The sequence below is a fragment of the Streptomyces sp. NPDC020845 genome, assembly GCF_044334165.1.
Taxonomy (GTDB): Bacteria; Actinomycetota; Actinomycetes; order Streptomycetales; family Streptomycetaceae; genus Streptomyces.
The window spans coordinates 545927-559542 of record NZ_JBIRSJ010000002.1; the positions used below are offsets into that span (position 1 = coordinate 545927).

Genomic DNA, 13616 nt, shown 5'->3' on the forward strand with positions numbered 1-13616 from the left:
GTCAGCTCTCCTGGTGTGCTTCGCGGCGAATGTCGATCGCGAGGCCGCTCGGTCCGTTCATCGCCGCGGTCACTGGACCGGCGCGACGGTCGGCAGGGCGCAGGACGACGTTGTCCGGGTAGAGCCGGCCGAGCAGGGCCAGAACGACGGTGTTGTCCTGCGCGGTGGCGTCCAGGGTGACGTCGCCGCCCTCCGTCCACACCAACCCCGGTGCGCGCAGTACGGCCCACGTGTCCGCGGTTCGGGTGTCGCCGGGTGCCTCGGGGTGTGCGGCGGGGTCCCGGCGGTGGGCGAAGCGGTGGCCGCGTAGGCATTGGCCGAGGTCGACGCGGGCGGTGGCGTCGTTGTGGGCCGCGTGGGTCACTTCGACGTGGGCGGTGCGGGTCCCGTCGACGACCGGTTCGGCCACGATACGGGCGGTGATCGGCCCCGGTGTTCCGGTGGTGGGCGGCAGGTGCTCGATGAGCGTGCGGGGTGCGGCGTAGTAGTCCCGCACCTCGGCGACGTAGGTGGCGGATTCGCCGGCAGCCGGGTTGGGGCGCCAGGTCAGCAGGTGTCGGGGCGCGGTGAGGGGTGGGGCGTCGACGACGGCGGGCAGGACGGTGCCGCCGTCGTGGTCGAAGCCGTAGCCGTCGGGGCCGGAGCTGCCGGTGATGGTGTGGCGGGCGAAGTTCACGATGCTGGTGTGCCGGATCTGGCGGACCAGGAGTTCGGTGAGGAAACGGTCGCGGGCCGGCTCGGTGTGCCGCAGTCCGCTCGGCGTGACGAGGAGCGGGACGTCCTGCCAGTTGGTGAAGGGCAGCAGGGCGTCGCGCAGCAGGACCATCTGGTGCAGCCATTCGTTGTACAGCTGCATCGTGACGGGGCCGCCGCGGCGGCCCATGAGCAGGTCGGTCGCGGGGTGGGTGAGCAGATGGCCGTAGCAGTGGCTGCGGACGACGAGCGGGCCCGCGGGCAGTGATATCCGGTGGGTGAGCAGCCGGTCCAGGGCCGCTGTCGCCCAAGAGGCGATCTCCCGGCCGATGGCCTCGGCCTGCGTGCCCAGTTCGCGGGTCGCCGGGGCGGCGTCGGGACCGAGGGCCAGTGGCAGCGAGGTCTCCCGGGTGCCGAGGCCGAGCGTCGCGTGGATCTGGGCGCCGAGTATCTCGCGGTCGACGCTCCGCAGGGCGTCGATGACGCCCTGCAGCAGCGGTTCGGTGCCGGTGAAGAACTCGCGGGCGGTCATGGTGCCCGTCGCCGGGAAGGTGTTCCATCGGCTGCCGCCGAGGGCGGGAGTGGTCGAGGTCCGCGAGGGGGGCATGGGTCCTCCGGTGTCGATAATTTTTCTGGAGCGCCCGATACAGATTGAGGGCATGAAAAAGTCAGTCGAGGGTCGCCAGCGCGACCTCCACGAGAGGTTCGAGGGCGCGCGGGTCCGGTGTGATCTTCGAGGAGACAAGCAGCCCGTTGAGGAAGGTGACAAGGAAGGCTGCGAGGGTGTGCGGATCGTGCCGCGGCGCGATCTCACCGCGCTCCGCCGCCACCCGCAGCACTTCGGCAAGCGCCTCCTGGCTGGCACCCAGTACGTCACGCACGGTGCGCCGGGTGGCCGCATCCTCCGGTACGCGCTCGCAGGCGGCGTTGATCAACAGGCAGCCCCGGCCGTCGAGTTCGGCGGCGATCCGAACCCGCTCGACCAGCATCGTACGGATCGCCGACCGGGCGTCCGCCCCTTCGTCGAGGCTGCGCAGCGCGGCCGCCGCGAACGTGGTGCGGTAGCGCTCCAGCGCGGCCCGGTACAGGCCGTCCTTGTCGCCGAACGCGGCGTAGAGGGAGCCCTGGCCGATCCCGAGGTGCCGGGTCAGGTCGCGCACCGAGGTGCCCTCGTATCCGCGCGCCCAGAACAGCTCCATCGCGCGGCTCACCGCCGCCTCGGTGTCGAACTCCCGCGTCCTTGCCACGCGTTCACCATAACCTATCTGGATCGATCGCTCAAGAAAGTGTTGTGGCGAGCGCTTCCTTGACGATGGCCTCGATGTACAGGTCCGTGGTGTCGAGCAGCGGTGTTTCAGGAACGTCCGACTGACCGACGAGCAGGCCGAACTCCGTGCACCCGAGTACGACGGCCTCGGCACCCGTCGCGCCGAGACCCCGGACGACATCCGTGAACGCCGCGCGGGACGCCTGCCTTAACTGCCCTCGGGTCAGTTCCTCGAAGATGAGCCGGTGGACGAACTCGCGTCCGCCGCCTCGGGTGTGATGACTTCGAACCCGTGGCCGCCGAGCCGGTCGCGGTAGTAGTCGCCTTGCATCACCGGACGGGTGCCCAGCAGCCCGAGCCGTCGCACACCGAGACGGTGTGCGACGTCGGCGACCACGTCCGCGATATGCAGCAGCGGCAGCGTTGTGCTCTCCTCGATGGCCGAGGCCACCACATGCCCGGTATCGCTGCCGATGGCGAGGATCTCGGGCAGCCCGGCCTCGATGCCGTCCAGCGCCTGGGTCGCGACCTCGGCGGGGTCGGCCTCGTCCTCGGCGGGCACGTTCGCCGTCATGTCGGTGTCCATGAGGGCGACGTGCAGCGCGGAGACGGCGATGCCGCGCGGCGCGAGATCGACGGGGTCAGCCAGCGCATGCTGACCGTGACGCTGCGCCAGCTGGAGCGCGACGGGCTGGTTCGCCGTACGGTGCATCCGGTCGTCCCGCCGCGCGTGGACTACCAGCTCACTCCGCTGGGCGCGACGCTGCACGACACCATCCAGGCGCTCGTCACCTGGACCGAGGACCACCAGGACGAGATCGCCACCGCGCGCGCGGCGTACGACCAGCGCGAGGCCAAGGTCGGGGCCGAATCCGCGGCCGGGGCCTGAGCCGGTCCCGATACGCGTACCCGTACGCGTACACGTATCGGATGCGCCGGAGGCTCCGATCGTTGTCGACCGCCGCTCAGGACGGGACGGGCAGAGGACAAGGGGTAATCGCACCCGCCGCTCCCAGGTCAGCCCTTGGAGGGAAGATGGATGCCCCACGCGCCGTCCACGCCGGTGAGAAGCGCCATGACTCCGTGGACCTGTCGTCCCTGGCCTTCTGGTCGCAGACCGCCGAGCAGCGGGAGCGGTCCTTCGCCCTGCTGCGCGCCGAGCGGCCGGTGTCCTGGCACCGACCGGTGGAGGGGAGGTTGCTGCCGGACCCGGACGACACGGGCTTTTGGGCCGTCGTCCGGCATGAGGACATCGTGACGGTCAGCCGCCGCACCGATCTGTTCGCCTCGTCCGCCGGTGTGCTGCTCGAGAACATCCCCGAGGGGCTGGTCGAAGGCTCCCAGTCCCTGCTCGCCATGGACCCACCCCGGCACACCAAGATCAGGCGGCTGGTCAGCGGCGCCTTCACCCCGCGGCACATCCTGGGGATGCGACAAGGGATCGAGGCCCACGCACGGCGGATCGTCGCCGAGTTGGCCCACCGCCCCGACGGCAGGGCCGACTTCATGCGGGACTGCGCATCGCTGCTGCCCATGCGCGTGATCTCCGATGTGATGGGCATCCCCCGCGAATGGCAGGACACCGTGGCCGCGACGGTCTCCCAGAGCATCAGCGGCACGGACGGGGAAGGCGGTCACGAGCAGAGCCCGTTGGAGCTTCTGGTCGAGGGCCATCGCAGACTGCGCGACATGGCCCTGAATCTGGCGGGGTTACGGCGTGGCCGCCCGGCCCAGGACCTGATGACCGTCCTGGTCCAGGCCGAGGTCGACGGGGACCGGCTGACCGACGCCGACATCGCCGACTTCTTCCTGCTGCTGTGTCTGGCGGGCAACGACAGTACGACGCTGACCATCGGCCACGGGCTCAGGCTGCTCACCGACCTGCCCGAGCAGCGGGCCTGGCTGCTGGCCGACCTCGACGGCCGGATCGGCTCCGCCGTGGAGGAGATCCTGCGCTACGCCACACCCGTGCTGACCTTCCGCCGTACGGCGGTGGCCCCCACCCGGCTGGGCGGCCGGCACATCTCGGCCGGGGACAAGGTGGTGATGTTCTACGCCTCGGGCAACCGCGACGCGGCCGTCTTCCGCGAACCGGGACGTTTTGACCTCGCCCGCGACCCCAACCCCCATCTGTCCTTCGGCGGTGGCGGTGCGCACTACTGCCTGGCGGCCCAGCTCGCCAGGGCGCAGCTGAGGATCCTCTTCCGGGAACTGCTGCGGGTCCTGCCCGATATCGAGGCGGGTGTGCCCGAGTTTGTGACCGGGACGTCCATCCACGGAATGACACGGCTGCCCTGCCATTTCACGCCGCGCGCCTGAGATGCCGTACGGCGGCGCGGCCGCCGACGCGGTCATCGCCACGACGCGGCCGCCGACGCGGTCAGCGCCTCCCGTCAACGGCCGGGCGCGGGGTCCGGACGCGGAGTCCGGGCGCGGGGTCCGGGTGCCCACGGCGGGAGCGCGGTGAGCTCCACGACGGCTGCCGCGATGCCCAGGCCGGGGCCGGAGCCGACCAGCAGGACGCGGTCGCCGGGGCCGAGCTCGCCGGCCATGAGCAGATGCTCCAAGGAGACCAGCTGGTCGCCGGCCATGAGGTGGCCCACCCCGCGGCCGAAGCCCCAGGCGGACTGCTCCAGGGTGCGGCCCAGGGAGGACAGCCACGCGTCGGCCAGTTCCCGGTTCGCATGGGCGGTGACGACGCGGGTCATGTCCTCGGCGGTGACGCCCGCCTCATCGAGGGTCTGGGCCATCAGCTCGCCCTGAGCCTTCATCACCCTCAGCATCCAGTCCTTCGGTGCGTCGTCACCGCCGAGGAATTCCCGCTGCCTGGCGCCCAGGTCGAGCGGCACTGGCCGGGCCGAGCCGGACGGATCCAGTGGCTGGGTGCCGCGGTGCAGGGCTTCGAGTTCCGGTACGGCCTTGGAGTTGACGGACAGCAGCCGGGCGAAGCCCGCGGACCGGGTGAGCACCAGCGCTGCCGCGCCGTCGGCGAGGAGATAGCCCGGGCTGGCCCGCCAGCGGTCCACCAGAGGTGAGCCCATGTTGTCGGCCGCGACGATCAACGCCGCCTCGCTGCCGCCGCCCCGAAGATGCGCCGCCGCCAGTTCGAGGGCGCCGAAGACGCCGTTGCATCCCTGCCGTACGCCCACCGCCAGCAGATCGCCGCCCACCGCCTCGCGCATCACATACGACTGCGGAAGCCAGCCGTCGGGGCCGCAGCGGTAGCCCTCGACGTAGAGCAGCAGCCCCAGCTCCGAGATATCGCCGCCCCAGCGCCCCAGGGCCGTACGGACCGCGCGGACTCCCATCTCCGGCGCGGGGGTGTCGCCCGCGACGGCCGCGCCGAGCAGACCGGACCGCTCCGCTTCCGCGGCGTCCAGCCATCCCTGCCGGACAGCCTCGGTCACGCTGACGCTGTCGGGCAGATAGGCCCCGACGGCGGCGATGTACACATCCGATGTCCGCATGTACGTGCACCCCTTCGCGCCTGTCCGTGAATTCAGGTTCGGCTTTCTCCATATACGCCGGCGCGGAAGAGAGGCGGTCGCTTCCAACTCGAATACACCTCAGCCGACGACGGAGTCCGTGAATTTCTTTTTCCCCTCCCTTGCGACCGTCGAGCGTTGCGGCTACACCTGAAATTCGCTTTTCCCGAAACAGGAGGGCGGCCCCATGGACTTCACACTCAGCGGACAACAACGCGACCGTTGCGCAAGCGTCCTGGCCCGAGCGCAGGCCGCCTTCCCCACCGGGCCGGGCCACCATCGGCCCACGGCGCACCCGGCGTACACCCGCGCCGAATGGTCCCGCCTCGCCGCCCTGGGGCTGCTCGGGGCGAGCGTGCCGACGGCGGAGGGCGGCGGCGGGCTCGGTGCGTTGGACACCGCGCTCGTCTTCGAGTCCGCCGGCCGCGGCTGCGCGGACACCGGAATTCTGTTCGCCGCCGCCGCTCATCTGTTCGCCTGTGGAATGCCGATCCTCGATTTCGCGCCACCTGATACGCGTAAGCGGCTGCTCCCTCGAATGTGCTCCGGGGAGCTGATCGCCGCAAACGCCATGACGGAGCCGGAATCCGGCTCTGCTGTGGCCCGGCTGGCGGTGACCGCGCGGCGGGTCGCGGACGGTTTTCTGCTCAGCGGCACAAAGAGCTTTGTGAGCAATGGACCGGTGGCCGATGTGTTTGTGACGTACGCGACCACCGATCCGCAGGCCGGGCATCTGGGGGTGACCGCGTTCGTCGTCGAGCGTGGCGCGCCAGGGCTGGCCGTGGGGCAGCCGCTGGACAAGATGGGGCTGCTGTCATGTCCGGCCGCGCCGGTGACGTTCGACGACTGCTTCGTACCGGACGAGCAGGTGCTCGGCGCCCCCGGCCAGGGCGGCGCGATCTTCCAGCACTCCATGCGGTGGGAGCGGTCCTGCCTCTTCGCGGTGTATCTGGGAGTGCAGCAGCGGCTGCTCGACCGGTGCGTGGAGCATGTACGGCAGCGCCGGCAGTCCGGCAGGCGGCTGGCCGAGTTCCAGTCCGTGAGCAACCGCGTCGTCGATATGAAGCTGCGGCTGGAGAGCGGGCGGCTGCTGCTCTACCGGGCCTGCGACGCGCTGGACCGCGACGCCCCGGACACCTCCCTGTGGGTGTCGCTGTCCAAACTGGCCGTCTCCGAGGCGGCCGTGGCCAGTTCACTGGATGCCATGCGGCTGTTCGGCGGGCGGGGCTATCTGCGCGAGGAAGGCATCGAGGCGGCGGTCAGGGACGCGCTCCCGACGACCGTCTTCTCCGGAACCTCCGAGATCCAGCGGCAGTTGATCGCAAGGAGCATGGGACTGTGAGCCTGCACCGACTGGTGGTCGAAGCGGCCGAACGCACCCCGGAGGCGTCGGCCGTCCACGATATGACCGGCGGCCTCAGCTACCGCCGACTCGACGCGCTCGCCGACCAGTACGCCGCCGCGCTGCTCGACGTGGGCGTGCGGCCCGGGGACCGGGTGCTGCTGTGGACGGACAAGAGCGCCGAGGTGGTCGCGCTGATGCAGGCCGTACTGCGGATCGGGGCGATCTATGTGCCGGTGACGCCGTCGAACCCGATCGGCCGGGTCCGCCGGATCGTCGCGGACTGCCGCCCGTCGCTGGTGGTGACCGACCTCGACGACGCCCCCGACCCGGCGGACCTGGACCTGGACCTGGACGGTCTGCGGGTCGCGGTGGTCGACCGCACCGCGCTGCGGGACGCCGCCGAGCCGGGACGATGCCCCGCACACCACCCCGCCGCGCCCGACGACCCCGCGTACATCCTCTACACCTCGGGCTCCACCGGCGAGCCCAAAGGCGTCTGCCTGAGCCACCGCAACGCGCTGTCCTTCATCGACTGGGCCGCCGAAAAGCTGCGCCTGCGGCCCGCCGACCGGCTGGCCAACCACGCGCCCTTCACCTTCGACCTGTCGGTGTTCGACCTCTACGGCGCCTTCCGGGCCGGAGCCTCGGTGCACCTCGTCCCCGACACCTTGGCCCACGCCCCCGACCAGCTCATCGATGTGCTCGCCCAGCGGCGGATCACCGTCTGGTACTCGGTGCCGTCGGCGTTCCTGCTGTTGCTGCGCGAAGGGCGACTGCTGGACCGGGGGCCACTGTCCCTGCGCACCTGCGTCTTCGCGGGCGAAGCCTTCCCGCTCGAGGACATCAAGCGGCTGCGCGCGGCCTGGCCCGGCGTACGGCTGCTCAATTGGTACGGCCCGACGGAGACCAATGTCTGCACGTCCTACGAGGTGACCGCCGCCGACCTGGTCCGTACGACGCCGCTCCCGATCGGTACCGGGTGCTGCGGAAACGACGTACGTCTGGAGCCCCGGCCGGACGGTACGGCCGAGATCGTCGTCAGCGGCCCGACCGTGATGCTGGGCTACTGGGGCCGGCCGCCGCACCACGGCCCGTACCGGACCGGGGACCTCGGCCGCCGCGATGCCCGCGGCGATCTGGAGTATCTCGGCCGGTTCGACGACCTGGCGAAGGTGCGCGGGCACCGGGTCGAGCCGGGTGAGGTGGAGGCCGCCCTCGGGGCGCATCCGGCGGTCGGCGATGTGGTGGTGCTCGTCTCGGGCGGCAGCGACGCGGCACGGCTCCACGCCGTCGTCGTGCCCCGCCCCGGACAGCGGCCACAACTGCTCGACCTCAAGAGGCACTGCGCCTCGCTGCTCCCCAGCTACATGATCATCGACGCGGTGCACACCGTCGAGGCCATCCCCCGCGGCCCCAACGGCAAGACCGACCGCGCGGCCCTCGTACGGGAGTTGCGGACGAGGGAGCCGGACCGCCGCGCCTGACCGCAGTCTCGCCCCTGCCCCTGCTCCTGCCCCTGCCCCTGCCCCTGAACAGATGGAGTCCCCGTGCCCGACACCGAACGCTCGGCCCTGCTGGACACGCTTCTCGGCTATGTCCGGGACGAGTTGGTCGCCGACCCGGACCTCGCCGAGCTCACCCCGACCACACCGCTGCTGGCCTGGGGCATCCTGGACTCGATCCGGACCGCGCGGCTGCTGGCCCATCTGCGGGACGAACTCGGTGTCCTGGTGCCGGCCACCCATCTGACGGGCGGCCACTTCAAGGATGTGGAGAGCATCACCGATCTCGTGCTGTCCCTGCGTCAGCCCTCGTAGTCGTAGAACAGCCGGTCCACCACCGCCCGCGCCCGCCGCGTCGTACGGCGGTAGTCGTCGAGCATCTGGCCGACCATACCGGGCCCGTAGCCCAAGTAGCGGGAGACCGCGGCCAGTTCGCGGCTGTCGCCGGGGAACGTGTCACCGGGGCGGCCACGGACCAGCATGATGCCGTTGCGCGCGCGGGTGGCCAGGACCCAGGCCTCGTCCAGGGTCTGCGCGTCCTCCGTGCCGATCAGCTCGGCGGCGCGGGCGGCGGCCAGGGCCTCGCGGGTGCGGGTGGTGCGCAGGCCAGGCTCGGCCCAGCCGTGACGCATCTGGAGCAGCTGCACCGTCCACTCGACGTCGGACAGGCCGCCGCGGCCCAGCTTGGTGTGGGTGGTGGGGTCGGCGCCTCGGGGCAGGCGTTCTGACTCCATCCGGGCCTTGAGCCGCCGGATCTCGCGGACCGCGTCGTCACCCAGGCCCTCGGCCGGGTAGCGCAGCGGGTCGATCAGCTCGATGAAGCGGGCGCCGAGCTCGGGGTCGCCCGCGACCGGCTCGGCGCGGAGCAGCGCCTGGCTCTCCCACACCAGCGACCAGCGCCGGTAGTAGGCGGCGTACGAGGCGAGGGTGCGCACCAGCGGGCCCGACTTGCCCTCCGGCCGCAGATCGGCGTCGATGGCCAGCGGCGGGTCGACGGTGGGCAGCTGGAGCAGCCGCCGCATCTCGTTGGCCACGGCGAACGCGGCGCGCGCGGCTTCCTGTTCGTCCACGCCCTCGCGCGGCTCGTGGACGAACAGCACATCCGCGTCCGAGCCGTAGCCCAGCTCATGGCCGCCGAACCGGCCCATCCCGATGACCGCGAAGCGGGTGGGCAGCTCGTCGCCCCACTTCGCGCGCACCGCGGCGCGCAGCGCGCCCGCGATCGTCGCGGCGTTGAGGTCGGAGACGGCGTCCCCGACCAGGTCGACCATCGCGGCCGGGTCCAGCGGCGGCTCGGCCACCCCCGGCACGCCCGTGGCCGTGGCCGCGGAGGCCGTGGCCGCCGTGGACGTGGCGGCCTGGGCGGTCCCTGCGCCATGAGCGGTCCCGGCCGGCTTCGCCGCCCCGGCGGGGCGGAGCGGGCCCGGGGTGCCCGGCCTGCCGGCCGGGGGCCGCGCGCCGCCGGGCGCCGCGAGCGCCCCGCCGCCCGCCGCCCCCGCGCCGCCGGGCGGCGGCAGGCTCACGGACGGCTGTACGGCGCCGTTCGCCTGGCGCGCGCTCTCGATGATGTCGGCGGCCGCGGTACGGAACAGCTCCCGCCGCCGCACCCCGCGCGCCGCCGCGACCGCCGCCTCCGCGCCCTCGGCGCGGCCGACCGCCGCCAGCGTCTCCTGCTCCAGGTGCGGCCGGCCGCGCGGCCGCAGCCCCTCCGGGTCACCGAGCAGGGCGACCGCCTCGGGGGCGCGCAGCAGCAGATCGGGGGCGAGCCGCCCGGCGGACAGCACCCGCGCCAGATTCTCCGCGGCGGCGCCCTCGTCGCGCAGCAGCCGCAGATACCAGGGCGTCTTGCCCAAGGCGTCGGAGACCTTCCGGAAGCCCAACAACCCGGCGTCCGGATCGGCGGAGTCGGCGAACCAGCCCAGCAGCACGGGCAGTAGCGTACGCTGAATCGCCGCTTTACGGGTCACACCAGACGCCAACGCCTCCAAATGTCGTAGCGCGGCGGCCGGATCGGCGTAGCCGAGCGCTTCCAGGCGCTGGCCCGCGGCCGCGGAGCTGAGCCGGGTCTCGCCGGGCTCCAGTTGGGCGACCGCGTCCAGGAGCGGCCGGTAGAACAGCTTCTCGTGCAGCCGCCGGACCTCGCGCGCATGGCGCCGCCACGCCGTGCCCAGCTCGGCCACCGGCTCCGTACGGAACCCCAGGGAGCGGCCCAGGCGCCGCAGATCGGCCTCGTCCTCGGGCACCAGATGGGTGCGGCGCAGCCGGTACAGCTGGATGCGGTGCTCCATGGAGCGCAGAAAGCGGTACGCGGCGTCCAGCGCGGCCGCGTCGGAACGCCCCACATAGCCGCCCGCGGCCAGCGCCGCCAACGCGTCGAGCGTGGTGCCGCTGCGCAGCGTCTCATCGGACCGGCCGTGCACCAACTGCAGCAACTGGACGGCGAATTCGACGTCGCGCAGGCCCCCGGGGCCGAGCTTGAGCTCACGCTCTATCTCGGCGACGGGGATGTTCTCGACGACGCGGCGGCGCATCTGCTGTACGTCGGGGACGAAGTTCTCGCGCTCGACGGCCTGCCACACCATGGGCGCGAGGGCGTCCACGTACGCCTGACCGAGCTCCGCGTCGCCCGCGACCGGCCGGGCCTTGAGCAGCGCCTGGAACTCCCAGGTCTTGGCCCACCGCTGGTAGTACGCCAGATGGCTGGACAGGGTGCGCACCAGCGGCCCGTTGCGGCCCTCGGGGCGGAGGTTCGCGTCGACCGGCCAGATGCTGCCCTCGACGGTGGCCTCGGAGCAGATCCGCATCAGCCGGGAGGCGAGCCGGGTCGCGGCCTGCACCGCCTTGCCCTCCTCGGCCCCTTCCCCGGCCTCGGCTACGAAGATGACGTCCACGTCGGAGACGTAGTTGAGCTCCTGGCCGCCGCATTTGCCCATGCCGATGACCGCGAGCCGGCACGCCGCGGCGTCCTCGGGCTGCTCCTCGGCGGCGATCTCCAGCGCGGCGCGCAGCGTGGCGGTCGCCAGATCGGCCAGCTCGGCGGCCACCTGGGCCACGTCGGTGGTGCCGCACACATCGCGGGCGGCGATGGCCAGCAGCGCCCGTCGGTAGGCGATGCGCAGCGCGTCGGGCCGGGGCCGCCCCGCCCCGGCCGGGCCCCAGATGCCCTCGGCCAGCGCCCGTTCGAACTCGGGGGTGGTCGGATGCAGATCCGCCGACTCGTACATCACCAGGGCCTGCCAGTCCCCCGGGTGCCGGGCCAGATGGTCGCCCAGCGCCTCGGACGCGCCGAGCACCCCGAGCAGCCGGTCGCGCAGCGGCTTGGCGGTGACGAGCGTGTCCAGCAGCGCCTGCCGGGAGCCACTGTCCGCAGCGGCCGCGGCCGCTCCCCCAGATCCCGCCGTGCCGTCCGGCAGCGCCTCGACGAGCCGTACGAGCCCGCGCAGGGCCAGGTCGGGGTCCGCGGACGCACCCAGCGCCTCCAGCAGCACCGAATCGCTCCGCACGCCGGACAGCTCGGGCGAGTCCAGCAGCCGCTGGGCGACGGAGGCGTCGGTGAAGCCGTGCCGCAGCAGCCGGGTGAAGTTACTGCTTCTGCGTCCCTGCGGTACGGACATGCCGCCGCCTCCCGTGCCTCTCGAGTGCCGCCGCCCATGGCCCCGCGCCACCGGTGACCAGGGCGGGCCCGATGACGAGCCTAGGCCCACGGGCACAGCCCGCGCCTACAGCACCGGCAGGTTCTTGCGCAGCTCGAAGGGGGTGACCTCGGAGCGGTACTCCTCCCACTCCTGCTTCTTGTTGCGCAGGAAGAAGTCGAAGACGTGCTCGCCGAGCGTTTCGGCGACCAGCTCGCTGCGCTCCATCAGGTAGATGGCCTCGCCCAGGTTCTGCGGCAGCGGCTCGATGCCCAGGGAGCGCCGCTCCGCGTCGGACAGCGCCCATACGTCGTCGTCGGCACCGGCCGGGAGCTCGTAGCCCTCCTCGATGCCCTTGAGGCCGGCCGCGAGCAGCACGGCGTAGGCGAGGTAGGGGTTGGCGCCGGTGTCGAGGGAGCGGACCTCGACGCGGGTGGAGCCGGTCTTGCCGGGCTTGTAGAGGGGCACGCGGACCAGCGCGGAGCGGTTGTTGTGGCCCCAGCAGATGTACGAGGGGGCCTCGCCGCCGGCGCCCGCGGTGCGCTGTGAGCCGCCCCAGATGCGCTTGTAGGAGTTGACCCACTGGTTGGTGACGGCGGAGATCTCCCCGGCGTGGCGCAGCAGCCCCGCGATGAAGGAGCGGCCGACCTTGGAGAGCTGGAACTCGGAGCCGGACTCGTAGAACGCGTTCCGGTCGCCCTCGAAGAGGGAGAGGTGGGTGTGCATACCGGAGCCGGGATACTCGGAGAACGGCTTGGGCATGAACGTGGCCTGTACGCCCTGCTCCAGCGCCACCTGCTTCATGACCAGCCGGAACGTCATGATGTTGTCGGCGGTGGAGAGCGCGTCGGCGTAGCGCAGGTCGATCTCCTGCTGGCCGGGGGCGCCCTCGTGGTGGGAGAACTCGACCGAGATGCCCATCGACTCGAGCATGGTGATGGCCTGGCGGCGGAAGTCCATGCCGATGTTCTGCGGGGTGTGGTCGAAGTAGCCGGAGGAGTCGGCGGGCTCCGGGCGGCTGCCGTCCACGGGCTTCTTGCTGAGCAGGAAGAACTCGATCTCGGGGTGGGTGTAGAAGGTGAACCCGAGGTCGGAGGTCCTGGCCAGGATCCGCTTGAGCACAAAGCGGGGGTCGGCGAACGACGGGGAGCCGTCCGGCATCAGGATGTCGCAGAACATCCGGGCGGTGCCGGGGGCCTCGGCGCGCCAGGGCAGGATCTGGAAGGTGCTCGGGTCCGGCTTGGCGATCATGTCGGACTCGTAGACCCGGGCGAAGCCCTCGATCGCGGAGCCGTCGAAGCCGATGCCCTCGTCGAAGGCACCTTCGAGCTCGGCGGGCGCGACGGCGACGGACTTGAGGAAGCCGAGCACGTCGGTGAACCACAGCCGCACGAACCGGATGTCGCGCTCTTCGAGGGTGCGGAGCACGAACTCCTGCTGCTTATCCATGGTCCCCTATCCTTGCAGGTCAGACGGCACTTGGGGTACGTGTGGGGCACCTGTGGACCCCAGTATCACCTGGCGGGGTTTCGGAGAGGTTTCGGACCGCTCCACCGGCATCCCCGCCGCGATGTGTGCATCGTACTTTCATGCGGCCCCGGACGGCCCCGAGCGCTTCGCACACGGGCCCGCCACCGGGGTTTCGATACCCCTTGGGGGTAAGGTGTGGCCAATGTCGGCATACGCCGACAC

At 71.8% G+C, this 13616-nt stretch carries 10 protein-coding genes and 2 pseudogenes; 5 read left to right on the forward strand and 7 right to left on the reverse strand.

Annotated elements, in window-relative coordinates; translation table 11 throughout:
* Position 1: 1 nt before the first annotated feature.
* From ACH4U7_RS06360 to ACH4U7_RS06375, 4 genes and pseudogenes are all read right to left on the reverse strand, one after another.
* Positions 2-1300, reverse strand: coding sequence for a hypothetical protein (locus ACH4U7_RS06360; protein ID WP_398526831.1), 1299 nt, complete (start codon positions 1298-1300; stop codon positions 2-4).
* Positions 1301-1361: 61 nt separating this feature from the next.
* The gene (locus ACH4U7_RS06365) at positions 1362-1940 is read right to left on the reverse strand and encodes a TetR/AcrR family transcriptional regulator (RefSeq protein ID WP_398526832.1); all 579 of its coding nucleotides are present in this window, start codon (positions 1938-1940) and stop codon (positions 1362-1364) included.
* 31 nt (positions 1941-1971) lie between these two features.
* Positions 1972-2199 (reverse strand): aspartate/glutamate racemase family protein, encoded by a 228-nt coding sequence (locus ACH4U7_RS06370; RefSeq protein ID WP_398527013.1) that lies wholly within the window; start codon positions 2197-2199, stop codon positions 1972-1974.
* Positions 2184-2594 (reverse strand): annotated as a pseudogene (locus tag ACH4U7_RS06375) (aspartate/glutamate racemase family protein); the annotation flags it as partial. The pseudogene ACH4U7_RS06375 and the gene ACH4U7_RS06370, both read right to left, overlap by 16 nt.
* Here ACH4U7_RS06375 and ACH4U7_RS06380 point away from each other — a divergent pair.
* A pseudogene (locus tag ACH4U7_RS06380) lies at positions 2583-2849 on the forward strand (winged helix-turn-helix transcriptional regulator); the annotation flags it as partial. The pseudogenes ACH4U7_RS06375 and ACH4U7_RS06380 sit on opposite strands and share 12 nt — an antisense overlap.
* Positions 2850-2995: 146 nt before the next feature.
* Positions 2996-4279: a cytochrome P450 gene (locus ACH4U7_RS06385; protein WP_398526833.1), complete on the forward strand. Its 1284-nt coding sequence runs from the start codon at positions 2996-2998 to the stop codon at positions 4277-4279.
* A gap of 74 nt (positions 4280-4353) precedes the next feature.
* Here the strand turns inward: ACH4U7_RS06385 and ACH4U7_RS06390 are convergent, their stop codons facing one another.
* Positions 4354-5427 (reverse strand): ketoacyl-ACP synthase III family protein, encoded by a 1074-nt coding sequence (locus ACH4U7_RS06390; RefSeq protein ID WP_398526834.1) that lies wholly within the window; start codon positions 5425-5427, stop codon positions 4354-4356.
* A 205-nt stretch (positions 5428-5632) separates the two neighbouring features.
* Between ACH4U7_RS06390 and ACH4U7_RS06395 the strand changes: the two genes are divergently transcribed.
* The 3 genes from ACH4U7_RS06395 to ACH4U7_RS06405 all read left to right on the forward strand — a co-directional run bounded on the left by ACH4U7_RS06395 (position 5633) and on the right by ACH4U7_RS06405 (position 8607).
* Entirely contained in the window at positions 5633-6787 is a 1155-nt protein-coding gene (locus ACH4U7_RS06395; RefSeq protein WP_398526835.1) for an acyl-CoA dehydrogenase family protein, read from the forward strand.
* The gene (locus ACH4U7_RS06400; protein ID WP_398526836.1) at positions 6784-8274 is read left to right on the forward strand and encodes an amino acid adenylation domain-containing protein; all 1491 of its coding nucleotides are present in this window, start codon (positions 6784-6786) and stop codon (positions 8272-8274) included. The genes ACH4U7_RS06395 and ACH4U7_RS06400 overlap by 4 nt, the downstream gene beginning before the upstream one ends.
* Before the next feature lie 63 nt (positions 8275-8337).
* Positions 8338-8607: an acyl carrier protein gene (locus tag ACH4U7_RS06405; protein WP_398526837.1), complete on the forward strand. Its 270-nt coding sequence runs from the start codon at positions 8338-8340 to the stop codon at positions 8605-8607.
* On the opposite strand, the gene ACH4U7_RS06410 is transcribed toward ACH4U7_RS06405, so the two are convergent.
* A complete protein-coding gene (locus ACH4U7_RS06410) occupies positions 8595-11906 on the reverse strand; it encodes a bifunctional [glutamine synthetase] adenylyltransferase/[glutamine synthetase]-adenylyl-L-tyrosine phosphorylase (RefSeq protein ID WP_398526838.1) in 3312 nt (1103 codons plus the stop codon). The genes ACH4U7_RS06405 and ACH4U7_RS06410 overlap by 13 nt on opposite strands.
* A gap of 105 nt (positions 11907-12011) precedes the next feature.
* Positions 12012-13373, reverse strand: coding sequence for a type I glutamate--ammonia ligase (gene glnA, locus ACH4U7_RS06415; protein ID WP_398526839.1), 1362 nt, complete (start codon positions 13371-13373; stop codon positions 12012-12014).
* Positions 13374-13616: the final 243 nt, after the last annotated feature.

What these genes read in the sequence shown, in the direction of transcription:
- ACH4U7_RS06360 (WP_398526831.1), bottom strand. Translation starts at nt 1,300, where the DNA reads ATGCCCCCCTCGCGGACCTCGACCACTCCCGCCCTCGGCGGCAGCCGA.
- ACH4U7_RS06385 (WP_398526833.1), top strand. Translation starts at nt 2,996, where the DNA reads ATGGATGCCCCACGCGCCGTCCACGCCGGTGAGAAGCGCCATGACTCC.
- ACH4U7_RS06390 (WP_398526834.1), bottom strand. Translation starts at nt 5,427, where the DNA reads ATGCGGACATCGGATGTGTACATCGCCGCCGTCGGGGCCTATCTGCCC.
- ACH4U7_RS06395 (WP_398526835.1), top strand. Translation starts at nt 5,633, where the DNA reads ATGGACTTCACACTCAGCGGACAACAACGCGACCGTTGCGCAAGCGTC.
- ACH4U7_RS06410 (WP_398526838.1), bottom strand. Translation starts at nt 11,906, where the DNA reads ATGTCCGTACCGCAGGGACGCAGAAGCAGTAACTTCACCCGGCTGCTG.
- glnA (WP_398526839.1), bottom strand. Translation starts at nt 13,373, where the DNA reads ATGGATAAGCAGCAGGAGTTCGTGCTCCGCACCCTCGAAGAGCGCGAC.